A 23,224-nucleotide genomic window follows, 5' to 3' on the forward strand; every position below is an offset into this window, starting at 1 on the left:
TATAGAGTTACTGTCTGTTTTAATTTGAGACAGATATTTGTTTGGCAGTTTTAATCGTCTATTACTTAATATTGTTACTCGCTATGATTTAATATATACTCGATTCGAGTATTAAATTAGATGGTAACAGGAGTAGCAATATGCAAGATGTTGAAGTGAAGCAACAAGTTTTATTTATAAAAGATGTTGAACAAATGATTGGTCGTGATCGAACCACCTTACGACGATGGTGGTTAAGCGGCAGATTTCCTAAGCCAGTTAAATTGAACGATGCTGTTCTTTCCTGGAACTATAAAGCGATAGAACAATGGATAGATCAGACTCTACCAATCATTAACTCGTAAGCAGAAGGAGCCTAGAAAGAAACTATAATCCTGGGAGTTTTATATGAAGTACAAAAGAAAAATAATAGGTGCCTTATTGCTGGCGCTGGCAATTGTTTCTCATGCCGGAATTTATAATACTACTGCACATAGCCGAGCTAATTGTTTTAATAATGAATCTATCACTTGGTACTTATGGCACAATTATAATTGGCGTGTTGTAAGCTTTCATAACTATGATTTAAAACATCCTAACAAAGGTTATCATTACATCGATACAGGTATGGGGTATACCTGGCGGCAAGCAGCTGTACATTGGAATGAATCTGCACCTGGGGGAGCTTATTTTGTATCAGGATTTCATTATTACCTAGACCGCGGCCGTGAAATCCTTGATACAAATACTCAAGCCTCAGATTGTAGTATCTATGATGGCTGGTGGGATCAAAATTAAGGTAAGAAATAATATGAAGAAAATAATAATAGCATTAAGCCTTATACCTGTAGTCACATTTGCTATCACGAATGATCAAAAAGAAACTGTAGTAAAGGCTAGTATTCAAGCACTCAAGAAGCAAGGGCTTGTTACACCTGATTCAGGTGTTCAAATAGTGCCAAGACAGGATCTAACGTCACCTGACTGGCAAAAGAAAAAAGAAATAGAGCAAGCACATCAATTAAAAACTAAAGGCTATATTCATGAAACATCCGATCGTGCTTATGAGCTATTACACTTTAAAGATGTAATAAAGCGTAATGAGGCTATAGAGGCTAAAATGCATCGACCCGATGAATCCCACATGCGACATAATGTAGCTGACATGCTTATGGCTTACCCGTATGTTGGCGTTCCTCAAAGTGAAATGACAGAATTCATTGGTATAGCGCCAGCAGGAACTTATGTAAAAGAACCCGTAATTGGCTGGTCAGGAGCAGTTGAGTTCTTCAAAACGAAATTTGGAACGTGTGCCTATATCGAGAATAATCTACATATTTCCCATGGCGCAGCTCGAGTAGCTGAAGAAGACGCAACTTTTGATGTTAATGGCAAAGTTACTCTTGTTGATGTAAGAGGCAATGAAAGTTCAGGCTTCTTGTATCAAGTTGAATGGTTCGACAATCATTTTATTCGTACCCTAGAGTGCGCAAATGAAAAATATTCCCCCGCTATTAAAAAAGCAACATTAGAATTGGCCAATCGCATAGATAAAGCTTAAATGTAAAAATAATTTTTTATGAATGACGCTGATTTTTATCTATTCCTGTTGCAACTTTAATCAAGGTGCAAATTCATGTATTTTACCCAATGGGATTTGCGCCCCTAATTTTTATCAAATAAAGTAAGTTTATTTTTAAGTAACCATTCGATTAATTCTGATTTTTTGTAGCAGCTAGTTTTATTCTTTATTGATTCTATATAGGATTCTATACTTCTAGGAGAAAGGGATAGAGACACAGCAATTTCCCGATAAGTTTTACCTCGTATTAATAAGTAGGCGCAATCTAACTCACGTTTTGTTAACTTTATTTTATCCCCTTTACTATTGAGCAAGTTATTTATAGTGTAATTTTTGTTGAAATAAGATTTTTTCTCTACGTAGAGTATTTCATCATTATGATTATTGTGCTTAGTTAAGTAGTTATTTCGCCAAGGCTTAATAAGTGGATCTTGGATTGCTTTATTAATAATAAAAGAAGCTTTCTCTTTAAAATAAACTTTAAATTGTTCAAACATATCAAGATGATTTAGAAAATAATTATTGATGTCACGCACATGTTTAGAAGAGGCAAATTGAAAATACTCAGTGTAGTTATTATTCCGTTCTGCAATCAGCAACTTGTTACCAATATCAAGAATATTCTGATGATGAGCTATTTTATCCTGTAATATCCTTTTAGCAGGATTTTGTAAATTTTCAACCCATTCTGTTGTTAATAAATACCTTTGGTTAACGGGTATTAACTCTGGCGTATATAGCTGTTCAAAAGGTTTTATTCTGACGAACGTATGATTTAAAAAAGGGAGGTTATTTGATAATTCTGTACGACTGCCGTTAGTATAAATACGGGTATATTCAAAGAAGCGGATTAATGAATGCTCAATTAAAGGTTTACAAATATTCTGAATCTCAGTGCATGATACAAAGGAAATATGTTTATCGTTGGCCACAGCTAATTCAATTAAACCAAAGCACTTATTATAAATAAAGTTCCAATATTGCTCAAGATTTCTAAATGATAATCATATTACCGTAAAATTTACGGTATTTTTAAATTTGCTCTTTCTATATTTTCCTCATATCAAGAATTAAATTTTAAATAAATGAGGAATAACTCTATGCACCAGGTTGGCCATTTTCCAAAAACTAGGCTTAGGCGTCTACGACGTAATGAAACAATCAGAGGTTTGACTCGAGAGATACACCTTAATATTGATAAATTAGTGTTACCGTTATTTATTAAGTATGGAAGTGGAAAAAAAGAAGCAATTCCCTCCATGCCAGGTCATTTTCAACTAAGTGTTGATAAGTTAGAAGAAGAAATAAATGAGATTTTAAGCTTAGATATAAAAAGTATGATTCTATTCGGTATACCGTCCATTAAAAATCAGTTAGGAACCGATTCCTATTCAGATGATGGGATTATCCAAAAAGCCATTAAATTAATTAAAAAAATAGCCCCTCACTTATTAATTATCTCTGATATTTGTCTTTGTGAATATACTGATCACGGCCATTGTGGTTTTGTAAGTGCATATGATAGCCATCATGTAGAAATTGATAATGATAAAACGATTGAATTACTAGCTAAACAAGCAGTAAGCCATGTTAAAGCAGGGACTGATATAATTGCGCCTAGTGCGAATATGGACGGCATGGTGTCTGCGATTCGTGGCGCTTTAGATAACGCAGGCTTTTACGACATCCCCATACTTAGCTACGCAGTTAAATATGCTTCTTCAATGTATGGACCATTTCGACAAGCCGCGGAAGGCGCACCTAAATTTGGTGACCGTCGTACTTACCAAATGGATTTTGCTAATGGTAATGAAGCTTTAAGGGAGTGCCTTTTAGACATAGAAGAAGGTGCTGATATGTTAATGGTCAAACCTGCGCATACTTATTTAGATATTATTTTTCGTGTAAAGAGTGCTTATCCAGAAATACCTTTAGGTGCTTATCACACCAGCGGTGAGTTTGCCATGATTAAAGCGGCTACGGAAAAAGGATGGATTGTCGAACAAGGTGGCGTTATAGAAACATTAACAGCTATCCAGCGAGCAGGGGCTGACTTTATTATTAGCTATTTTACTAAAGAAGTAGCTCAATGGTTAAAAGATAAAGCTTAACATAAAAATTTTAGGATATAGAAATGCCAATTAATATTTCAGGTAAAAATATAATCGTTACAGGTGGGAATAACGGGCTTGGTAAGGCAATTGCGCAAGAGTTTGCTAAGAACGGCGCTAATGTTTTAATTACTTACCATTCAGATAAAGAAAGTGCAAACGAAACGGTAGAGGAATTAAAAAAATATAATATTAAAACAATGGCTATTCAAGTTGACCTTACAAGTCCTGTAAGCAGAGATTATTTAGTAGAAGAAAGCTATCGATTCTTTCAAGGTAGTGTAGATATTGTCGTGAATAATGCTGGAACCTTGACAAGACAGCCCATCCTTCAATTAAGTCCTCAAGAAATTGAAAATGTTTTCGCACTTAACTTCTTTGCACCTTTTTATCTTACTCAAGCCTTTGGTAAACGCATGGTAGTGCAGCAACAATCCTTAATGGCTTCTGGCGAAACTGAATTAAAAGATTATTGTATTATTAATATCAGTTCTATTAGTAGAAAAGTAGTAGTACCAGGACTTGCTCACTATGAAGCGAGTAAGGCAGCATTAAGTCAATTCACTAAATCAGCAGCGGTTGATAAAGATTTTTGTAAGAACAATATTCGAGTAAATGATATTGCACCAGGCCTTGTTCCCACCAATCTTAATGCAAGTCTATGGAAAAATAATTCATTGTTTTGGAAGGGGTTAGTTAAGAGTATTCCACTTAATCGCCCAGGGAAACCACAAGAAATTGCAGCAGCTGTCTTGTCTGTAGCAACTAATCCTTGGATGACTGGTTCAACCATTACCATTGACGGAGGCAGAGCTCATAATTGGTTTGGTAGTGAAATTAATAATTCCAGTGGGCCTGATAATTTAGAACCAGATTTACCTAGTTCTAAGTTATGAAATGATGCATAGGACATAATATAAAATAAAAGAGCTCCCAATTGTGCTTTCATGCTTTCAAAAGAATACTTTATGCCAGTTATCCGTCAGAACTGCATTTGCGTATTTAAGGCTATTTGTATGATATAGCTGTTTATTAAAGACAGCGAATAAGGGTTTCTAATTTATTTCTACTAATTGTTTTTTTCTACCCAAATTGGATGGGTTTGCCAGTTCTCAGGTAAGCCCATGGAGTTGGCACTCCACTGATATTTCTTCAAGATTGGCAAGATAAGATTGTTATAGGTATTTATCCAAACCCTAGTTGTATCTGATTCATTTAGCAAGTATTTAAGTGTAATCAAAATAAAAAAAGAGCGATCATTTCTAGGGGTAATAGGAGGACGCCATAATTCATTTAATCCCTCAAGGGTTGGTCTTATTGCAAGTTCTTTATTCCAGAGCCGGCTATGGTGGGCGCATATATTTCTAACATAAGTTAGAAAATGTAGAAAATTAGCTAATGTTTTGGGGTGTAAATTATAATGATTTTTAGCAATGATTCGCTTATCTTCATTTTTTAATCCTTTATATAAAAAGGAAATTGAGCCAAAAGAAGTAACTTCGGTTGCCATCCATACAGGTAGGTTAGGGAAGTCTTCATACTTATTCATGTAATGATCAATAATGGCTCTTTGGAACGCTTAATTTCATCTTGGACTTGTAAAAGCCAAGTCCTATGCGCAAATTGATTATGAAAATTCTTATTATTGTTAAGAGCAAAGGGCCCATACCGATCAGCTAAATGATAGGTAATATGTGTCCTGATGGATATCTCTATTCGCTCTAAGGCATCCATAATGAGAAGCCTTAGCTTTCTATCAAATTCATAAAGTTCTAAAATATTTTCTAAGGAAACATTATCTTGAAATTGCTCCAGAAGATTGCCATTTTTGTCTCTTTGTTTGAAAGGAAACCAATAGGCACTTAAACGATAATAATTTATATTGGACAATGTTTCTAAAGCGGATTCTTCACTGGTTATCATTAAACCGCGGTTTTTTAATTTTTCTAATTGCTCTTGAATTTTAAGTGGAGGCTTAAGATATTTTTCTTTTTCAGTATTTTTCATAATACACATATAAAAAAACCGCCAAGGTTACGCAAGAGTCGAAACTCTCTAGGCGTGGCGGTTATGTTAATTAAATTATACATAATTGCTCTTGTTTTTGCAAAGTAGCTTGTCCTGTAATATAGGTTTGGATACAGTTTGCCCATCTTTCAAGTGCATCTTTTCTTTGAGGCAACATTTCATTTTTATTATAAGTTGCCATAATCTTTGGCATTTTATGCCCTAGGCACTTTTCAATAACTACAGGATCAATATGTAGCGTTTCGCCTAATTGAGTCGCAAATGTACGTCTTAAATCATGGGCAGTCCATTCTGGAATCCCAACCTTTTCTTGAATACGTCTAATTGCTCGTGGTAAGGCATTTTCATCAAGCGGTTTATCGACAACTAATCCTGGTAGAACATAATGAGAGTCCCTTATTTCATGTAGTTCTTTGAATATAGACTTCGTTAAATTAGTTAAATGAATTTTAACAGTAATGCCGCCTTTATTATGTTCTGGTGGAACTATCCAAAGAGAATTAGTAAAGTCAATTTGCTGCCATTCAGCTAAACGTATTTCCGCCGTTCTAACGCCAGTAAGAATAATAATCTTAATTGCACTTTTCGTTTGCAGTAACATATGGCACTGTGGACTATCTAAGAAGTGCCAAATTGTTTTGATCTCATCTAAGCTTAGGTAACGATCTCGGTGTTTTTCTAATCCGCCAATATCACGTGCGCGAATGTTGATGGCTGGATTTTGCGGCATACTTCCTCGACTAACCGCATAATTAAAGACTTGCTTTAAGGTACTTAATACTCGATTTGCTTGAATAGGTGCGCCTCGTTGAACAATAATGTCTAGAGCATTTGAAATATCTAAAGGTTGAATTTTTTCTAATTCAAAGCTGCCGAGCAAGGGAATAATATCAGCATCGATTTGTTGTTTAATTTGAAGCGGTTTTTTTCTGTTTTTTTCTACGTAACTTACATACCAAGAGGTAATTAACTTTTCAACTGTATGTTTCTCGCGCTTAAGTTCTTGCTCGATGAGAATTTTAGGATTAGTACCAGTGCGACGAATTTCTCTTAACTCATTAAAACGTTTTCTTGCATCTGCAAGACTCATTGTCGGATAATGACCAAAAATAATATAATCCTTTTTATTATCTATTTTATAGCGATAAATCCAACTTTTAGTACCTGCTGGATAGATTAAAATACCAAAACCAGCACCTTCAAATTTTTCAATTCTCTTATCTTGAGATTTTAAGCGTTTAATATAAGTATCAGTAAAATTGGCCATTAGTCATCCTTGAAATTCAATGGGCACTTTAATGGGTACTTTTTAATGCGCTTACTTGAATTTAAATGCTATTGTTTGCCATATAGAATAATGAAAAAAATCATATGCATCAAGGATTTTTAGCGATTTTTGCTATGGTTTGCTCCTATTTGCAACTGCGATAAAATAGTCTCGTAATCAATAGTCCAGCGGTTCGATTCCGCTCAACGGCATAGTAAAATCAATAACTTACGAATTTAACTTTTTATTTTTGTTTTGCGTGTCGAATACGTGTCGAAGTTTGGGAAATCTATTTTAGAATATTTTGGTAAATCTAGTTGCTCTACTGCAACTACTATTACTTTAGCTGTAAGTCTCAATTGTTCAAAATTTCTCCTATAATTAAGCTAAAGGATTATGGCTAAGGATAGGTAATGAAAGCTTACATTACAAATGATAATTTAGCTAAAATCTCAGCAACGTATAGGCATAAAAATAAAGGCTGGGTAAAAAGTTATTTCGACCTTGATTTGTTATTAAATATAAAGAATGATAAATATGCAGTACTAATTCCAAATTTTTATAACAACAATATTGCTATTGAGGGTTCTATTACATGGGGTAAATCTGGTTTTTCCTTCAATCTAGAGTCAACCGTTCTAAGTAATCAATTACCGTATGTGAGCTTTCAAACTCATAATGGAGACTTCCAGTTAACTGAAGAATGTGTTTACAACATTATCGGTAGTTTACTTTATTTTGCTAATGAAAAAGCAACAGTTCTTTCTACTAAAGATTATAGGGGTTGGAAATTTAAGGCTCCAACTTTAAAAGCGTTTCCTCGAACAAGAACGATAACTGGAACAAATAAAAATAATATAAGAAGGCATACGGCTAATGGGGTCTTTGATCCAATATTTGCGCAGTTTCTTATTAGGCATGAAGATAAAGGGATTAGATGCGATGGCTAGATTATTCCGTAATTAATTTTTGCATAGCATTCAAAATATTATGTTTGCATTCTTCATTTCTGGGCACTCCAGATAGCTTTTTGCCTATTCCACAGCTACAACCTTCACTCATAATTCCTACATAATTTTTAGTAACATAGGGGAAAATGTTAGATAATTGCTTACCACATAAGCATGTTAGTGGATAAATTTTAGCTAAAGCCGGATAAATTTTAAACCATATTGAAAGTTTAACGTTAGGGTTCCACATAGACAACCTAAATTAAAAAATAACATTATACATAAGTAACACATAATTAGGTATTTACTAACTATATGGATTGAAGTGTATAATTTCATTACAATAAATTAAATCTAAATTAGACTTTAAATTAAGTATAGCCATTAAATAGCGAGCGTAGGTTGGGCTGAGGCCCAACATAAATACTTTAAGCCAAAGTTAGTTTGTTCATAATTACATTATGTTCAACAAAAATGAACAACATAAAAAAATGAACAATAATCCACTTGAAAGAATAATCAGTAACAAATAGATAAAGGTTAACAGTCTTATCAAAAAACACCGGGACATTTGGGATAAGCAGGGCATTCGCATAAACACAGGCTAAACCTGTCCCATTTTTAAAAATATCTTAGGACAACTGAAATAATACATGGCGAAAAGCATTCTTTCACTATTGTTCGCTGTTCGCGAACAGCGAACAATATGCTATACTAATCTTATTATTAAAGAATGAGAGCAGCATGATTAAGCCACAAGATTGTCTTATTTTGCTTAAGTTATTAGCCAATCCACAAAAAAATTGGACGCAGCGATGTTTAGCAGGTGAGTTGTGTATTAGTCTTTCTGAGATCAATGCGGGCTTAAAAAGGTTAGAAGAAGCAGGTTTAATTAGGAAAGATAATCTTAGCTTACTAAATTCTACTCAATTTATCCCCATTCTTCCAGCAGCAGAGGAATTTTTAATTACAGCAGTGAAGTATCTTTTTCCAGCTAAACTAGGTTCCTTTATACAAGGGATGCCTACAGCAGTTGCGGCCCCCATCTTCGAAGGCAAGATAGCATTAGGCAATGATCCTATACCTGTTTGGCCAGATGTCTATGGCAATAAAAAAGGAGTGGCATTAGAGCCTATTCACCCCTCAGTGACTAAATCTCTACATAAAGCACCCGATGAAAAATTTTATGAGTTATTGGTATTAGTAGATGCAATCCGCGCAGGTCGAGCACGAGAGCGAAATATTGCAAAAGAATTATTATTAGAAAGAATACGTGGAGGTAATAATGAATTCAGTCAAACAAGATAGTCTAGACAGGTTTAAGCATGTTGCCAAATAACTTGGACCTTATTAAAGCTTAAAGATGAATATGTACCTCTGTTATTCGTTCTCATTTAATTTAAACGAAGCAAGCAAATCTGCATGGCCTGTCTCTGAAGATAATCCCTTGATGAGATCAACTTCTTTAAATGGAAAGTGATTTCTCTTTGTTGCTTTAACGACAGTGAAGCCTTTTTTAGTAATTTCAACATCCACTTCAGTTCCCTCTTTAAATTGAGGTATTTTACGCATTGGGCCACTGATACGTAGAGCTAAGCTATTACCCCATTTTTGAATTTTCGTATGTATTTTCATTTTGTGCACGATATATCATTCAGTTTTTTAACTAATTATAATATTTATGTGATAACTAGGAGAAATGTTTCAAGCTCTTCCTGTAATTATTCAATCATTTTTTCGGTCTGATTGATGCCTATACTGCCATATAATTGATGATTACATAACCATTTAATCAATGATTTATGCAGCCAAATGCTATTAAATGTAGGTTCTAACAGTTGATGTGCTTTAGTGAACTTAGGCAATTTCATAATATTCATAAAAAACGCTGGGACATTTGGGACAAGCGGGACACCCATATAAACACAGGTTAAAACTGTCCCATTTTAAAAAATATCAGTTGGGACAAATGGAACAATTTGTGGCGAAAAAGTTTTTTCAGTAGCAAACAATATCAACCAGGTGCATTTAAGATCACCACCTTTAAAGTGCTTGACACTCATTCTAATCTAGAGCAATAATTTCTACGGACTTTGAGAAAGCCTTAATTAACGTAATAATTAAGCTTTTAGGATAATATCAAAGAATCCCCAGTCTCTTTTACCGCATTTATGTAGATAAAGAGTCAACTGGTTTTCAAACAGCATGGACGCTGGTGGACGGCATTAAGCTGATTGATCATCATTTGACGAGGTTATCCATGTCTAATACTAAACTTTCTCGTTTACAACTTTTAAACGAATTTGAATCTGCACCACATTCTTCTTTATTTAATCAACAAACTTTAGCTGCTGTTTTAAGTTGCTCGACTCAACTTTTAGAACGTAATCGTTGGGCAGGCACAGGCATTCCCTATCTTAAAATTGGCCGCAAGGTTTTGTATCGCAAAAGTGATGTTTTGGCTTTTCTAGAGCAACAACAAGTCTATTGTTCAACTAGTGATGAAGGGCGAAGCCTAGCGCTGGTTAACGAATAAATTCAGTAAAATAGATTTCTGTTCAAGAAGAGGATGATGTCTACTGAGATTATGCCTTTCATGAACGCTGTTGGAGAAAGAGTCATGAGTCAAAATCAAATTATTAATATAAAAGATAAAGCGGGTAGTTCCTCTGTCATTTGCGAGTACGCTGGTGGACACTTTAAATTAACGGAGAAGGGTATCTCTTTCCTTGGCAAGGATAAAGATGGTAACCCAATGGCACCACGCTGGATTTGTTCACCGCTTTATGTAATTGCTAAAACTCGCGATGCTAAAAGTGGTGAGTGGGGTCGTTTATTAGAGTGGCAAGATGACGATGGCATTATCCATCAATGGGCAATGCCCTTATCGCTACTACAAGGGGATTCCTCTGAAGTGAGAAGAGAGTTAGCTAATCTTGGCTTATCTATCTCACCGAATAAAATTGCTCGGGATTTGCTGGCTACCTATCTACAAGTGTTTCCAGTGGAGGCGAGGGCCCGTTGTGTCGATAAATTGGGTTGGCATGGCGAAACCTTTATCACGGCATCGCAAGCCATAGGTAATTCGTCAGAAAGAATTGTCTTTCAAAATACTAATGCCATTGAATCTGCATTGTCTGTATCAGGTAGCGTTAAAGATTGGCAAGACACTATCGGTGCGCTTTCTGCTGGAAACTCACGCCTGGTTTTTGCTATTTCAGCGGCCCTCGCACCAACGTTAGCAACGATTGCCGGTGAAGATTCGGGTGGGTTTCATCTCCGAGGCGCTTCTTCGTGTGGCAAAAGCACTGCTTTAAAAGTAGCAGCCTCTGTTTGGGGAAATCCACAATCTTATTGCCGTTTATGGCGGAGTACCGCGAATGGCCTTGAAGGATTAGCAGCCCTTCACAATGATGGGCTGTTAATTCTGGATGAATTAAGCCAGATGGATCCTAAAGAAGCAGGCGAAGCTGCTTATTTATTAGCTAATGGTCAGGGAAAAACAAGGGCTACTCGGCAGGGAATAGCGAAGCCCGCTTCTCGTTGGTCACTATTTTTCTTATCAGCTGGTGAAGAATCACTTATTTCTTTAATGGCAAGAATTGGGCAGCGAACCAATGTTGGTCAGGAAATTCGCTTAGCTGATATTGAAGCAGACGCTGGGTTTAATATGGGCATCTTTGAAAATATTCATAATCAACTAAGTCCCGCTACAATGGCACTATCCTTAAAGGAATATTCCGGCAAGTATTACGGCGCAGTTGGCCTGGAGTGGTTAAAAAAAGTAGTGGCTAATCGCCAAGCTATTGCCAGCAAGATAAATGGTTTAATACAGGAATTTATCAACAAGCTTGCTATAGCAAATGCGACTGGTCAGATTATACGAGTAGCGCGACGTTTTGCACTCGTTGCCATAGCTGGTGAGTTGGCTAGTCATTATGGATTAACAAGCTGGGAAAAAGGCGAATCATTTTCTGCAGCGCAAAAATGCTTTAACGTTTGGTTAGACGCGTTTGGTAGCGAAGGGAATCGAGAAGACAGAGCAATACTCGCGCAAGTGCGAGCTTTTTTTGAATCACATGGCGCAAGCCGTTTTGATAATGTAAGAACGCCTAATAATGAACGCGTTTTAAATCGTGCTGGATTTTATTCAACTGACGATGAAGGCTATCGGGTTTATATGGTGTTGACGGAAGTCTTTAAAAAAGAGTTATGTCAGGGCTTTGAGCCTAAAATGGTTGTTCGAGTGCTCATGAACGAAGGTTGGTTAAAGCCTGGAGTGGACGGCTCACCTACTCATAAACCAAGGATTAGGGGAGTGGGAACGCCCAGAGTCTATAAATTCACTGATAAAATTTGGGGCGGTGAGTAAGTTAGTTATTAAGGTTGTCCCATAAATTTTAATTCTTGGGACAATTTGGGACAGTGTGAGCCCAGTACTAATGCGCTGTCCCAAGTGTCCCAGTTGTCCCGGCCGATTTTACATCCTTAAGATATAACCATAACGTATTACGCGATTTTATGCCCATCTCATATTGTATCAATAAGCAAGTTTTATAGTTACCATGCTCCGCCAGCAAGCTTGCATACATTTGTTGCGCATACAAATAGCGCCAGCTTTTAGCGCTAGATAGACGATGTTTAGCTAAAGCGCTGCGCCATCTTAAGCGGATTTCTTCATAGGGTATTATTTTTATGAGGCTATCTCGTTTACCAGTTAACTGATTAAAAAAGTCTACCAGTAAACGTTGAGTGGTTGTTCGATAAGGGATATGACGGTCGCTCGAGTTAAACGCAATATCTCTGGTAATCCAAAAATGATCATCTTGAACCTGGATGTCCGGTTTTATTGTAATGGCTTCTCGAAAGGTTAAACCAAACTCAGTTTGCAATGCCATAATGATTCGAGCGTATGGATCGGGCATTGATTGCCAAATATCTGCTTTAATAATTAACTTGCGCTTTTTGCGTTTAATAGGACGTATTAAGTTAAGCGATTTGTTATCAATATTGCTAATAGGACACTCACACAGGGCCAAGAAACGACGAATGATGGTCATATAGCGCATGATCGTCACCGGATTAATCTTGCGCTTTTTCCAATAAGAAACTAGTTCGGTAATATGTTGCGTGTTTAATGCTTGCCAAGAAGGTGGTACTTGCCGAATAGCAAATAAATCATCAATCATTTTATGAATAACATAAGCACGATGCTTGCGATAAAGGTATTTACCTTGTCTATCCAATTTTATTTGTTGATTAGCGAATCGTCTCAATGATTGTGTGCGCATGGTTCACCTGCAAAGGTATTTTAAATAAGTGTTTGCCCTGAATGCTGTTTAGTGTTGGTCGAGCAGCTCACTCGCTAGTGAAACTCGGCAAAGCCGTAAAGCTCGAAGTAGGGGGCAAAGCAATCGTTATAAGGCAAACGATGTGGCCATAGATAAGCTTTTTTGGTTATTTTTCTCCTATTAATGCATGTAAAAAGATTAGATAAAACGAAAGCTTTATCCGCCATCCATTTCATATTGAACAATAATTTAGCTCTATCGAACGACAGAGTTCCTTCAAGGTTTCCCGACTAAACGTCCAACCATGAAGTTAGGGAATAAGCATGGTTTTAGTATAAGACGCCTAAACGTTTCGCCGGATTTCCACCGGCTCATCAGTCATACTTCATTTGAAAAAGTAACAAAGTGCAGATCTTGAGACAAGGGGTTTGGCAGAGATTTTTTGTCCTATCTTATTTGTTGCGTTAGGACAGAGGGCTTTCTAAGGTAGGTAGCAATTAGGGAGTTAATTGGAAAATTTCTGCGTCACTGCTGAAAAGGCAGTGACGCAGAATATTTATTTATTTTTATTAGAATTTGATAAGGCTTCTTCAAGATTAATTTTGGTAAAGTACTGTATTGCATACATTACATTAATTAATAAAGAAAAAAATGACCAGAAAAAAAGAAATTTTGCGATGGATTTTATTAAACTAAAGTGAATGCTAATGCTATTAAATATTACTAGCGCTAATAACAAAGCAGTGCTTGTAAAACAAATATAACCTAATAATAAAGCTATAAAAGCCTTTCTAGAAAGCTCTACTTCTATTTTATGACTGTTTCTATAAGTCTGAAAAGTAATAGGTATTACTTCTGGACTCATTATTTTATTTCCCCATATTTTCTCTAATAGTTGTTCGGAATTAAGTTTTGAAAAACTTATTATTGCAGCAAAAGAGAAAGCGGAAATAAAAGTTAATATAGTATATCCAGATGTAATTAGTGCTTTGGAGTCTGATGTACCAAAACATGTTAATAAAAGAGTTAAAATTAAAGGAATAACAATATGGTAGGTTATTTTAGGATATCCTTTTGTATAAATTATATAATCGGTAAATGGTTTAGCCAGAAATCTTAAGCTTCTCATTAGTTAAAACCTCATCGAGAACTTTATTTACAATTTTGTGTATTATTTTATCATAGTTTGCATCAACTATATTTTCATCAAACTCTACTAATTCTTTATGACAGAAACATTGGTGCAAAAGTTCCTCAGCTGTTGTCTGGTTAGATAATTTATATTCATTTGTCTTTGTTGTCCCAGATAAGTCTACTGTTACTTTTAATAAATCATATTCTGATTTGCGTGTTGTTATCATTTTTATAAAACTAGATACTTTTTTATCAGGACTTAAATACACTTTTTTTGGTGGTTTTAATTTTAACTCACTTCTAGCAGTGCATGTAAATGGAAATTCATCTTGCCTCTGATTCATAGGTATGTTTTTAATAAGCGTTATGCCCTTTATTTCACCAGTTCTTAAAATTTCTTCGAGAGTTTCGCTTTTACTCGCTAAAACTTCTAGATGGGGATGAACTGAAATTTTTCGTTCTATATCTTCATAGTCTTTAGCCCATTTTTTTAAAATAATATTCAGGCTCTTTTGAATCTGGCCTGGGTATATATGTGGATATGCTTCCAAAGCCACAAATAAGTGAGGCTCATTAGTTATTGAGTTTTGTGCTATTTTGAAAATTATATGTGAGACTAAGCGTACCCCTTCATAATCTTGTTGCTCAATTTTTCTTTCAGAGTCGGTATTAAAATTATATAAATCATTCGCTTGTATATCTTTGTTAGCAAAATAGAATAAACAGGCAGCCACGCTTTTTGACTCATTAAGAAACTGAAAATGTTCAAATTTAATAAGAGAGTTTGCTATTGGGCATATCAGTTTAGTGGAATTTAAATAATTTAATAGGTTTTTAAAATCATAAGTATTTCTAAATTGACTATTATTTTTTAACAAGTTATCAAAAAAATCGTATTTTATTTTTTCTTTTTCATCATCTGTTAGTTCTGGGTTATTCTGGATAAATCTACCTTTTAGGGATAATTTTAATTCAAAAACGTAAAATTGTGATTTGTTATTAAGTCCCATAATTTATCCTCCAATTAAATTGGCATTAAAAGCAGGCCTCCATGCTATTAAGATCAAATGGAACTATGCACAATAATATACATAATATATATTATAACATTTATTGTTTAACCAAGGGCTTACAAGCTAGTTTAAATAGGGGAGTGACTATAAATCATTAAAATTTCGTAAAGCGATTGAAGAGCTCGAAAATTATAGTGATAAAAAATTTCTGTCATTTAATCAATGATTGATAATGTAAATGATGGATATGCCTGAATCTAAGCAGCAGCTAAAATTATTAATTAAATTAGGAGCCTCGGATCGACTAAAATGACAGAAAATAACTTTCCAACTTCTAAGAGTTCCTATTTAACAATCCAGGAGGCTGCAGAAATTTTAAATGTTTCAATTCCTTACATTAAAAAGCTTTTAGAGGAAGGGAAGATTCCGTTTAATAAAGTAGAGCATAGACTAATTCTCGCTAGTGATTTAAAGAAATTTAAAGACAATGCCTTACAGGAAAGTAAGGAATCATTGCAAAATTTAGTCGATCAAGCTCAGTCTTTAGACATGGGATACTAATAAATAGGTATTATTAATTTGGTACACGCTGTGTTCCATTTTCATTTTAATATCCGCAATTAGCTATTAGTTTCATTATCTCGGATTAAATTAATAATGAGTTGAATCATGACATCTTTTTGAGCAGGATCACTTTGTGCTACGAGAAGAGCTATGGCGACTAGCGCATTATCATTAATCTTAACTTCCCCGCTATGCTTTAAATGATGTCTATTCAGCTGTAAAAACCAAATAAACATAAAGGCCCCGATACGTTTATTACCATCAGCGAAAGGATGATTTTTGATAATGAAATACAATAAATGAGCTGCTTGTTCTTCAATGCTAGGGTACAAATACTCACCTCCAAAGCTTTGTACAATATTTCCAAGAATACCTTTGAAGCTTTCATCTTTAGGCCTACCAAATAAAGAAGTTGCCTCATTTGCGTTAATTAATCTTTGTTTTAAATCCTCTATGGCTTTAACAGCTGAGTCATAATTTATTTCGCAAGTAATATTAGTATTAAGTTTGCCCGAAGGGAAATTACCTGTGTCGTATTGGTTTAGTAAAATGAAGGTATGAGCATAATTCGTTAAAATTGATAGAAGGCCATTAGCCTCTATTTCATTCAATGCAGTTAATTGAGCTTGTTGAAAAAGATTTAAGGTATTTTTCAATTCTAACAATTGTTGCTCTTGCTTTTGCAGGCGACTGCGATCAAGTGCATAACCACGTACTAAATATTCTTTTAAAACATTATTTGCCCAGATACGAAATTGAGTTCCTTGTTTTGATTTTACGCGATAGCCAACAGAAATAATAACATCCAAGTTGTAAAGTTGTATTTTATAGGTTTTTCCGTCTGCGGCAGTTGTCAAGGATTCCTTGACAACTGAATTTGCGTCCAGTTCACCTTCTTTAAAAATATTGTTTATATGGAGACTGATATTTTGTTTCGTTTTCTTAAATAATTCGACCATTTGAGCTTGGCTAAGCCAAACTGTCTCACCCTCTAACTGCACTTCGGTATGAATACTATTATCTTTATCCGTGTAAATTAATACAGATTTCTTCATTTTTGAACCTATTAAATACAAGTAGAGATGATGCCTTAAACTATTATTTTATATTCTTTATCTCTTTTAATCATTCAAAGAATAGGTAGGTATCAGATTATCATTGCAAATTTTTATAATCCTTTTCGGCAGAACAATAGAAAAAACAAGAGCCTCTGCGCCCTAGGAGAAAAGTCCTAGGGGAAGTAGTATTATAATTATACCTAAAAATTATAATAGCTAGCAATTTTGGTAATTGTGGTTAGTTCTATTTAATAGACTTGCAAAATCCCGCAGGAAAGAATTTTCTAAGGGCACAATATACAAACTTTGTTTGTGGCGAAAAAATATACTTATTTGCTATTAAAGTTAGGTAAGTTGATTTTAAATGAAATTTATAGTTTTAAGTTAAAGTGAGGGTATGAAACCGCTAATAGAAACGAATCCTTATTTAAAAAATAAAGAGTATCGAGAATTTACAAATGCTCGGTCTGTAAGGACTTCTAGCGGAGTTAAGGGAATTTAGTAAAGCCTCTTTCTAAAAAAATAATTATTGATCCTTCACGAACTCAAAGAGCGTTAGAAGAAATTAAAGCGCGCATTAATCGTAATTAAACGTATAACTTAATTTGCAAATTAGTGAATCTGACTCGGTCAAATGAATTTGGAACGCAGTGCGTTCCATTTTGTTTAGTTGCCAATATTATAATTTGGACCGCACCGCGGTCCGTTTTAAGTAAGTTGTTATAAAACGTAAATTCTAACTTGAACTACATTGTTATGATAATGAGATTAATTTGGCAGACAGTGTCTGCCAAATTAAATATGGGATAAAACCTTTTTGTTATAACTGCGTTTTGGTTGCTGCTAGAAAGATCCCAAGAGCAAATAATAGCTCGTTTGAAACTGGCTACTCATTTTAATAATTCCATTTTTTCTTGGATTGTAATCACTTCAGCTGATTTTATTACGCCCATGCATTTTAAAATATAATCGGTAATTAGTTGCATTGGTTTTCTCAACCGCTCTACATCCGCAATAATATAGCCTGCAGTAACATCACTCGTCATTTTATGATTTAGTAAACGTTTAAGCGCATAAGCTGGGATATCTAAGCTTTCCGCAATAGTAATAAATGTTCTTCTTAAATCATGCACTGTAAATTGAATACCTGTCAGCTCAGTAACTTTAGTCATTTGTCTTCGTGGTTCAATAATGTGGCCAGCAGCGCCTGCGCCTGGAAATACGTAACTGTTTATACGACCTTCGTATCGCGTTTGCAGTAAGTTATATAGAAAGTCTGAAAGGGGTAGGGTGTGGTTATCGCGATTTTTTGTGTCGTGAATGATTAATGTCTTTGCCTTTAAATCAATTTGCTCCCATGTCAGCGTTGCTGCTTCCTGACGACGTAATCCCGTAAATAAAATTAATAATAAATAATCACGAAGCGTTTTATTTTCTAGTTGCTCAAGGGCGTTATACCAAGGCGCTAACTCGTGTGACTTGATAAGGGTTTGGCGGCGTTCAATGCGATACCAAGCACGTGTTTGTGATAAACGTCTAACCGGGTTTTCAGGAATGAGTGATTTACCTTCAGCATCTTCATACTGGCCACTTGCAAAATTAAAGAGGGCACGTAAAACGCGCATGGCTAAATTAGCGTAAGCTTCACCATGAGCATCGCCTAATTTTTGGTGGTGTTTAGCTATTTTGTCTTTAGTGATCGAAATTAGCGGTTTATTCATCCAGCTTGAGAAGCCTTTAGTTAGAATTTGTTTGTAATTGATAAGAGTGCTTTGCTTTAAGGACTTTCGTGCTTGGAGATAATCATTAAATACTTCCTGTAAGGTGATTTCTCGCATTTTGGAGGTTTTCTTTTGCGCAACAGGGTCAAAGCCCATGGCAATTTGGCCGAGCAGCTTTTGAGCTTCTTTACGTGCCATTTCGACAGTTAATTCTGGATAACGTCCTAACGTAATCCGACTCAGTTTATTTTTAATAATTTTTTCAACAAAAAACGCTTTAGTGCCGCCTGAAGTCACTCGCACACCAAACCCTTTCATATTGTCATCGTAATAACGCTTTTGTGCGGATTTACCATTTTGGGTACTTAAAGGGATAGGCAATTTATCTACAACTGATTTAGTAATCTTCATTTAAATTTTCCTAAGCGTGTCGAATACGTGTCGAATATGTGTCGAAGAATTGTTTAAAATTTGTTAAAAGAACTTATAACTTATTATAAGTATTACTCTTTGTAAATAAAAGGTTTTTAAAATAAATTAAAAGAATGTCGAAGTGTATAAAACACCCAATTTTGTAACTCGTAATCAATAGACCAGCGGTTCGATTCCGCTCAACGGCATAGTAAGATTAAGGCTTGTGGATTTAGGTTTTGTTTTTGCTTGGTGGATTAAATGTGTGTCGAAGGACAGAGAATATATAAACCTTGATTACGCTTCGCTGCATCAAGGCTACGCTTGGTAGATTGATTCCTTCCATCTTTAAGACTCTTAATTTAGTACAGGAGTGTTACAGGCTGTTTTTTGAATATGACTAGTCTGAATTAAATTTCTTAACAATGCTTGCGGGCTTGTATCTATTTCTGGTGCAAACTGCCCATGGACAAGAAAACCGTTTTCTTTGCAGTTATTAATAAATTGGAATCAGGTATCAAAAAAGTCATTGACGTTGAGGAAACCTATTTTTTATGTATTTCTTGGTCGTTCATTATATAACCAATTTTTTCTGACCCGAACTTTTCATTAATTAATAAAACAGCTCTATTAGAAAAACCTATTAATTTATTTGAATGTAAAAATCTATTCAAATAAATTAATAGGTTTTGGCGCTACTCCAATTAAACACATGCCAATAAACTACCTACTATTTAGCTTAATATAAACTATATTAAAATTAGAATACTTTATTGCTATGACTAATAAAATAGATAATTTGAGACAAATTTAATGTATAAATCCTTATTAAAGTTTATTAATGAGGAAGTTAGTAGGAATTTGATTTGGCTTTTAGTTGTTATAGGAGGTTTTAATGCGGTATCGAGCTAAGCAAGTGAATCGAGCTGTATTTTGTGCTTATGATATCCGTGGTGTTATTAATAAAAACTTTGATGAACATGCCTTTTACACTATTGGTCGTGCTCTTGGCTGTCGTATGCATGCATTGAAACGCCAAAAAATATTTATTGCTCGCGATGGACGTCTAACAAGTAACAGTTTAGCAATGGCTTTAAAACAAGGTTTACTTGATAGTGGCATAATAGTATTCGACATAGGTCAAGTACCTACGCCAGTTATGTATTTTGCAACCTTTGAATATGGTATTGATTGTGGCGTTATGGTGACAGGAAGCCATAATCCAGCCGATTACAATGGTATTAAGATGGTTCTAGCTGGTAAAACATTAGTCCAAGCTGATATTGATATACTTTATGAGCTTATTTTAAAACATGAATTTGTTGATGGTCAGGGCCAATCTAATTTATTGGATATAATACCTAATTATATGCAGCGAGTTATTAAAGACATAATATTAAAACGTAGCTTAAAAGTAGTTGTTGATTGTGGTAATGGTATTGCGGGCGCTATTCTTCCGCAGATTCTCCAAAACCTTGGCTGTAATGTAATTCCATTATATTGTGAGGTTGATGGCCACTTTCCTAACCATCATCCTGATCCAGCAGTTGAAGAAAATCTAGCTGACTTAAAAAAAACTGTTGCTAAGTACAATGCTGATATTGGTCTTGCATTTGATGGTGACGCTGACAGGTTAGGAGTTGTAACAAATAAAGGTAAAGTTATTTGGCCTGATCGCTTAATGATGCTGTATGCTCGTCATTTGTTAAAAATTAATCCTGGAGCAACTATTGTTTATGATGTTAAGTGTTCGTCTCACTTAACAGATGTAATTGAGTCTGCTGGTGGGCATGCTCTAATGTGCCCAACGGGACATTCAATAGTTAAAGGTATAATGCAAAGTACACAAGCTGCATTAGCTGGTGAAATGAGTGGTCATCTCTTTTTTAAAGATAAGTGGTATGGTTTTGATGACGCGCTCTATAGTGCTTGTCGTTTGCTAGAAATAATTAGTGAAAGTCCTTTATCAGCTGATGAGCAATTTTTAGCATTACCTGACAGCGTGAATACGCCTGAAATTAAAATTTCTATTAGTAATAGTCAAAAATTTACTTTCATGCAACGGTTTATTGAGTCTGCTGTATTTGATGCTATTAAAGCTATAAAAATCGATGGCTTGCGTGTTGAATTTGAGCATGGTTGGGGACTTATACGTGCTTCAAATACCACTCCTTGTTTAGTAGCACGTTTTGAAGCTCAAGATTATATTAGTTTAAAACATATACAGGGATTATTCAGACAACAGTTGCTGAGAATTAAAAAGAATCTAGTTATCCCTTTTTAAAAGGTTAAATAAGTTAGAATTATTATAGTAGGCTAAACTAATTTCTGACTTTCTATCAACTCTCTATTTTAACTAGTTCCTGCAAAACCTTATCTCTAAATATAGCTTATAATAATTAATATTTACTCGTTAGGATTGTTAATGATATTACCCCTAATTTTAGCTGGTGGTACTGGAAGTCGTCTCTGGCCATTATCTCGGGAGCTTCACCCAAAACAATTTTTAAATATATTTGGCTCACATACTATGTTACAAATGACTCTAATGCGTTTACAGGGTTTGGAGCATACACCTCCGTTTATCATTTGTAATGAGCAACATCGATTTCTTGTTGCAGAGCAACTAAGGCAGATAGATAGTAATGGCGTAATTATTCTTGAGCCTTTTGGGAAAAACACTGCCCCTACAGTTGCGATTGGCGCTTTGTTAGCATTAAAGCAAAATGATAATTTCAAGTCTGAAATTCCGGATGAGCCAGTTTTGCTAGTTCTTCCGGCAGATCATATGATTAATGATATAGATAAATTTCAACAAGCTGTCAATGAAGCTTTAGTTTATGCTAATCAAGGTAAATTAGTTGCCTTTGGAGTATCTCCAGATAAACCTGAAATAGGTTATGGTTATATTCGAGCCTCGAAGAAGAAAAAGGTAATGAATATTGAACAATTCATAGAAAAACCCGATTTACCAACTGCTCAATCTTTCTTAAAAAGTGGGAATTATTATTGGAACAGTGGTATTTTTATGTTCCGTGCAAATGATTATTTAAATGAATTAAAACAATTTAGAAGCGATATTTATGCTAGTTGTGTAGAATCAGTTGAACATATGCATAAAAATAATGGATACATTTATATTAGTAAGGAGCATTTCTTCAAATGCCCAACAGAGTCTATAGATTATGCAGTAATGGAGAAAACTAAAAATGGTGTTGCTATTCCTTTAGAGGCTGGCTGGTCAGATGTAGGCTCATGGTGTTCAATTTGGGAGATTTTGCAGAAAGATTTACATGATAATGTACAGACAGGTGATGTTGTACAATTTGATAGCCATAGTAATTTAGTAAATAGCGAAGATAAATTGGTTGTGACAATAGGACTTAAGGACACAATCATTATTAATACTAAAGATGCCTTACTTGTAACCACGAAAGATAATGTTCAAAAAATTCGACAAGTGGTTGATGAGCTTGGTAGAAAAGAGCGTAATGAAGTTAAAATCCATCGCGAGGTACACCGTCCCTGGGGAAAATTTGATTCGCTTGAATGTGGGAAACGCTATCAAGTAAAACATCTAACAATATTACCAGGTCAAAAAATTTCTACACAAATGCATCATCATCGAGCTGAGCACTGGATAATCGTTTCAGGGTCAGCTTTAATTACTAAAGATCAAGATAGCTTTTTACTTACTGAAAATGAATCGACTTATATTCCATTAGGGACTGTACATACTTTAGAAAATCCTGGCCTTATTCCTCTGGAAGTCATTGAAGTTCAAACTGGGTCTTACCTTGGAGAAGATGATATCGTCCGTTTTGAAGATCAATATGGACGTTGCTCTTCAAAAGATAATTTATCAGAGTCGGAAGATAATGACCTTAAATAATTTTATCTAATAAAATATATACTTTATCTAAAGCAGAGGAGAAAAGCGTACTGGGAAATGCAACAAAAAACTGTTAATGCGTCTAAAGATAGCAAGTGTCGCCTTGATGCGTCGAAGCGTAATCAAGGTTTATTACTCCCATATTTTAATTCACTTCTATTCGTTAACTTCAGCCAAAGTAGGTCGGGTTTTGGCCAACATAGATATTTATATTTTTTAAAAA

21 protein-coding genes and 1 pseudogene are annotated in these 23,224 nt (G+C 34.9%); 12 read left to right on the top strand and 10 right to left on the bottom strand.

Going from position 1 to position 23,224, the window contains the following annotated elements:
* Positions 1-140: 140 nt before the first annotated feature.
* Genes DYH30_RS05215 through DYH30_RS05225 form a run of 3 tightly spaced genes read left to right on the top strand, consistent with a single transcriptional unit; the run spans position 141 to position 1,540 of the window.
* A complete protein-coding gene (locus DYH30_RS05215) occupies positions 141-344 on the top strand; it encodes a helix-turn-helix transcriptional regulator (RefSeq protein ID WP_115330631.1) in 204 nt (67 codons plus the stop codon).
* A 43-nt stretch (positions 345-387) separates the two neighbouring features.
* The gene (locus DYH30_RS05220; RefSeq protein ID WP_115330632.1) at positions 388-777 is read left to right on the top strand and encodes a hypothetical protein; all 390 of its coding nucleotides are present in this window, start codon (positions 388-390) and stop codon (positions 775-777) included.
* Positions 778-790: 13 nt separating this feature from the next.
* Positions 791-1,540: a hypothetical protein gene (locus DYH30_RS05225; RefSeq protein ID WP_115330633.1), complete on the top strand. Its 750-nt coding sequence runs from the start codon at positions 791-793 to the stop codon at positions 1,538-1,540.
* 104 nt (positions 1,541-1,644) lie between these two features.
* Here the strand turns inward: DYH30_RS05225 and DYH30_RS05230 are convergent, their stop codons facing one another.
* A complete protein-coding gene (locus DYH30_RS05230) occupies positions 1,645-2,493 on the bottom strand; it encodes a helix-turn-helix transcriptional regulator (protein WP_115330634.1) in 849 nt (282 codons plus the stop codon).
* 168 nt (positions 2,494-2,661) lie between these two features.
* On the opposite strand from DYH30_RS05230, the gene hemB reads away from it, so the two are divergent.
* The gene (gene hemB / locus DYH30_RS05235) at positions 2,662-3,672 is read left to right on the top strand and encodes a porphobilinogen synthase (RefSeq protein ID WP_115330635.1); all 1,011 of its coding nucleotides are present in this window, start codon (positions 2,662-2,664) and stop codon (positions 3,670-3,672) included.
* Positions 3,673-3,695: 23 nt separating this feature from the next.
* The gene (locus tag DYH30_RS05240) at positions 3,696-4,568 is read left to right on the top strand and encodes an SDR family NAD(P)-dependent oxidoreductase (protein ID WP_115330636.1); all 873 of its coding nucleotides are present in this window, start codon (positions 3,696-3,698) and stop codon (positions 4,566-4,568) included.
* A 173-nt stretch (positions 4,569-4,741) separates the two neighbouring features.
* On the opposite strand, the pseudogene DYH30_RS18685 reads toward DYH30_RS05240, so the two are convergent.
* Positions 4,742-5,688: pseudogene (locus DYH30_RS18685) on the bottom strand (Abi family protein).
* A gap of 61 nt (positions 5,689-5,749) precedes the next feature.
* Positions 5,750-6,967 (bottom strand): tyrosine-type recombinase/integrase, encoded by a 1,218-nt coding sequence (locus DYH30_RS05250; RefSeq protein WP_115330637.1) that lies wholly within the window; start codon positions 6,965-6,967, stop codon positions 5,750-5,752.
* Positions 6,968-7,380: 413 nt separating this feature from the next.
* Here DYH30_RS05250 and DYH30_RS05255 point away from each other — a divergent pair, with 413 nt between their 5' ends.
* Together DYH30_RS05255 and DYH30_RS05265 are read left to right on the top strand one after the other, a co-directional pair.
* On the top strand, positions 7,381-7,917 hold the full coding sequence (locus DYH30_RS05255; protein ID WP_115330638.1) for a hypothetical protein: 537 nt from the start codon (positions 7,381-7,383) through the stop codon (positions 7,915-7,917).
* A gap of 744 nt (positions 7,918-8,661) precedes the next feature.
* On the top strand, positions 8,662-9,225 hold the full coding sequence (locus tag DYH30_RS05265; protein ID WP_115330640.1) for a helix-turn-helix domain-containing protein: 564 nt from the start codon (positions 8,662-8,664) through the stop codon (positions 9,223-9,225).
* A gap of 72 nt (positions 9,226-9,297) precedes the next feature.
* On the opposite strand, the gene DYH30_RS05270 is transcribed toward DYH30_RS05265, so the two are convergent.
* Both DYH30_RS05270 and DYH30_RS17925 read right to left on the bottom strand, forming a co-directional pair.
* The gene (locus DYH30_RS05270) at positions 9,298-9,552 is read right to left on the bottom strand and encodes an AbrB/MazE/SpoVT family DNA-binding domain-containing protein (protein ID WP_131740571.1); all 255 of its coding nucleotides are present in this window, start codon (positions 9,550-9,552) and stop codon (positions 9,298-9,300) included.
* Between the two features lie 86 nt (positions 9,553-9,638).
* Positions 9,639-9,788, bottom strand: a complete 150-nt coding sequence (locus DYH30_RS17925; protein ID WP_160116157.1) for a hypothetical protein — start codon at positions 9,786-9,788, stop codon at positions 9,639-9,641.
* A 389-nt stretch (positions 9,789-10,177) separates the two neighbouring features.
* Here DYH30_RS17925 and DYH30_RS05280 point away from each other — a divergent pair, with 389 nt between their 5' ends.
* Both DYH30_RS05280 and DYH30_RS05285 read left to right on the top strand, forming a co-directional pair.
* Positions 10,178-10,453, top strand: coding sequence for a helix-turn-helix domain-containing protein (locus DYH30_RS05280; RefSeq protein WP_115330643.1), 276 nt, complete (start codon positions 10,178-10,180; stop codon positions 10,451-10,453).
* An 84-nt stretch (positions 10,454-10,537) separates the two neighbouring features.
* Entirely contained in the window at positions 10,538-12,289 is a 1,752-nt protein-coding gene (locus tag DYH30_RS05285) for a DUF927 domain-containing protein (RefSeq protein WP_115330644.1), read from the top strand.
* Positions 12,290-12,356: 67 nt separating this feature from the next.
* Here the strand turns inward: DYH30_RS05285 and DYH30_RS05290 are convergent, their stop codons facing one another.
* The 3 genes from DYH30_RS05290 to DYH30_RS05300 all read right to left on the bottom strand — a co-directional run bounded on the left by DYH30_RS05290 (position 12,357) and on the right by DYH30_RS05300 (position 15,352).
* Positions 12,357-13,208 (bottom strand): integrase, encoded by an 852-nt coding sequence (locus tag DYH30_RS05290; protein ID WP_115330645.1) that lies wholly within the window; start codon positions 13,206-13,208, stop codon positions 12,357-12,359.
* A 556-nt stretch (positions 13,209-13,764) separates the two neighbouring features.
* Complete coding sequence (locus DYH30_RS05295; RefSeq protein WP_115330646.1) at positions 13,765-14,337, bottom strand: hypothetical protein; 573 nt, start codon at positions 14,335-14,337, stop codon at positions 13,765-13,767.
* Entirely contained in the window at positions 14,312-15,352 is a 1,041-nt protein-coding gene (locus tag DYH30_RS05300; protein WP_115330647.1) for a hypothetical protein, read from the bottom strand. Before DYH30_RS05300 ends, DYH30_RS05295 begins: the two co-directional genes overlap by 26 nt.
* A 312-nt stretch (positions 15,353-15,664) precedes the next feature.
* On the opposite strand from DYH30_RS05300, the gene DYH30_RS05305 reads away from it, so the two are divergent.
* Positions 15,665-15,916: an excisionase family DNA-binding protein gene (locus DYH30_RS05305; RefSeq protein ID WP_115330648.1), complete on the top strand. Its 252-nt coding sequence runs from the start codon at positions 15,665-15,667 to the stop codon at positions 15,914-15,916.
* A gap of 59 nt (positions 15,917-15,975) precedes the next feature.
* On the opposite strand, the gene DYH30_RS05310 is transcribed toward DYH30_RS05305, so the two are convergent.
* Complete coding sequence (locus DYH30_RS05310; RefSeq protein WP_115330649.1) at positions 15,976-16,974, bottom strand: virulence RhuM family protein/type II toxin-antitoxin system death-on-curing family toxin; 999 nt, start codon at positions 16,972-16,974, stop codon at positions 15,976-15,978.
* Between the two features lie 893 nt (positions 16,975-17,867).
* Complete coding sequence (locus tag DYH30_RS05315; RefSeq protein ID WP_115330650.1) at positions 17,868-19,109, bottom strand: tyrosine-type recombinase/integrase; 1,242 nt, start codon at positions 19,107-19,109, stop codon at positions 17,868-17,870.
* A gap of 895 nt (positions 19,110-20,004) precedes the next feature.
* On the opposite strand from DYH30_RS05315, the gene DYH30_RS05320 reads away from it, so the two are divergent.
* Positions 20,005-21,393: a phosphomannomutase/phosphoglucomutase gene (locus DYH30_RS05320; protein ID WP_115330651.1), complete on the top strand. Its 1,389-nt coding sequence runs from the start codon at positions 20,005-20,007 to the stop codon at positions 21,391-21,393.
* 141 nt (positions 21,394-21,534) lie between these two features.
* Complete coding sequence (locus tag DYH30_RS05325; protein ID WP_115330652.1) at positions 21,535-23,001, top strand: mannose-1-phosphate guanylyltransferase/mannose-6-phosphate isomerase; 1,467 nt, start codon at positions 21,535-21,537, stop codon at positions 22,999-23,001.
* Positions 23,002-23,224: the final 223 nt, after the last annotated feature.

It is taken from the genome of Legionella busanensis (assembly GCF_900461525.1).
GTDB classification, from domain to species: domain Bacteria; phylum Pseudomonadota; class Gammaproteobacteria; order Legionellales; family Legionellaceae; genus Legionella_C; species Legionella_C busanensis.

Bases quoted from the DNA above. Each gene is read 5' to 3' on its own strand.
- DYH30_RS05215 (WP_115330631.1), top strand. From the start codon at position 141: ATGCAAGATGTTGAAGTGAAGCAACAAGTTTTATTTATAAAAGATGTT.
- DYH30_RS05220 (WP_115330632.1), top strand. From the start codon at position 388: ATGAAGTACAAAAGAAAAATAATAGGTGCCTTATTGCTGGCGCTGGCA.
- DYH30_RS05225 (WP_115330633.1), top strand. From the start codon at position 791: ATGAAGAAAATAATAATAGCATTAAGCCTTATACCTGTAGTCACATTT.
- hemB (WP_115330635.1), top strand. From the start codon at position 2,662: ATGCACCAGGTTGGCCATTTTCCAAAAACTAGGCTTAGGCGTCTACGA.
- DYH30_RS05240 (WP_115330636.1), top strand. From the start codon at position 3,696: ATGCCAATTAATATTTCAGGTAAAAATATAATCGTTACAGGTGGGAAT.
- DYH30_RS05250 (WP_115330637.1), bottom strand. From the start codon at position 6,967: ATGGCCAATTTTACTGATACTTATATTAAACGCTTAAAATCTCAAGAT.
- DYH30_RS05255 (WP_115330638.1), top strand. From the start codon at position 7,381: ATGAAAGCTTACATTACAAATGATAATTTAGCTAAAATCTCAGCAACG.
- DYH30_RS05265 (WP_115330640.1), top strand. From the start codon at position 8,662: ATGATTAAGCCACAAGATTGTCTTATTTTGCTTAAGTTATTAGCCAAT.
- DYH30_RS05270 (WP_131740571.1), bottom strand. From the start codon at position 9,552: ATGAAAATACATACGAAAATTCAAAAATGGGGTAATAGCTTAGCTCTA.
- DYH30_RS17925 (WP_160116157.1), bottom strand. From the start codon at position 9,788: ATGAAATTGCCTAAGTTCACTAAAGCACATCAACTGTTAGAACCTACA.
- DYH30_RS05280 (WP_115330643.1), top strand. From the start codon at position 10,178: ATGTCTAATACTAAACTTTCTCGTTTACAACTTTTAAACGAATTTGAA.
- DYH30_RS05285 (WP_115330644.1), top strand. From the start codon at position 10,538: ATGAGTCAAAATCAAATTATTAATATAAAAGATAAAGCGGGTAGTTCC.
- DYH30_RS05290 (WP_115330645.1), bottom strand. From the start codon at position 13,208: ATGCGCACACAATCATTGAGACGATTCGCTAATCAACAAATAAAATTG.
- DYH30_RS05295 (WP_115330646.1), bottom strand. From the start codon at position 14,337: ATGAGAAGCTTAAGATTTCTGGCTAAACCATTTACCGATTATATAATT.
- DYH30_RS05300 (WP_115330647.1), bottom strand. From the start codon at position 15,352: ATGGGACTTAATAACAAATCACAATTTTACGTTTTTGAATTAAAATTA.
- DYH30_RS05305 (WP_115330648.1), top strand. From the start codon at position 15,665: ATGACAGAAAATAACTTTCCAACTTCTAAGAGTTCCTATTTAACAATC.
- DYH30_RS05310 (WP_115330649.1), bottom strand. From the start codon at position 16,974: ATGAAGAAATCTGTATTAATTTACACGGATAAAGATAATAGTATTCAT.
- DYH30_RS05315 (WP_115330650.1), bottom strand. From the start codon at position 19,109: ATGAAGATTACTAAATCAGTTGTAGATAAATTGCCTATCCCTTTAAGT.
- DYH30_RS05320 (WP_115330651.1), top strand. From the start codon at position 20,005: ATGCGGTATCGAGCTAAGCAAGTGAATCGAGCTGTATTTTGTGCTTAT.
- DYH30_RS05325 (WP_115330652.1), top strand. From the start codon at position 21,535: ATGATATTACCCCTAATTTTAGCTGGTGGTACTGGAAGTCGTCTCTGG.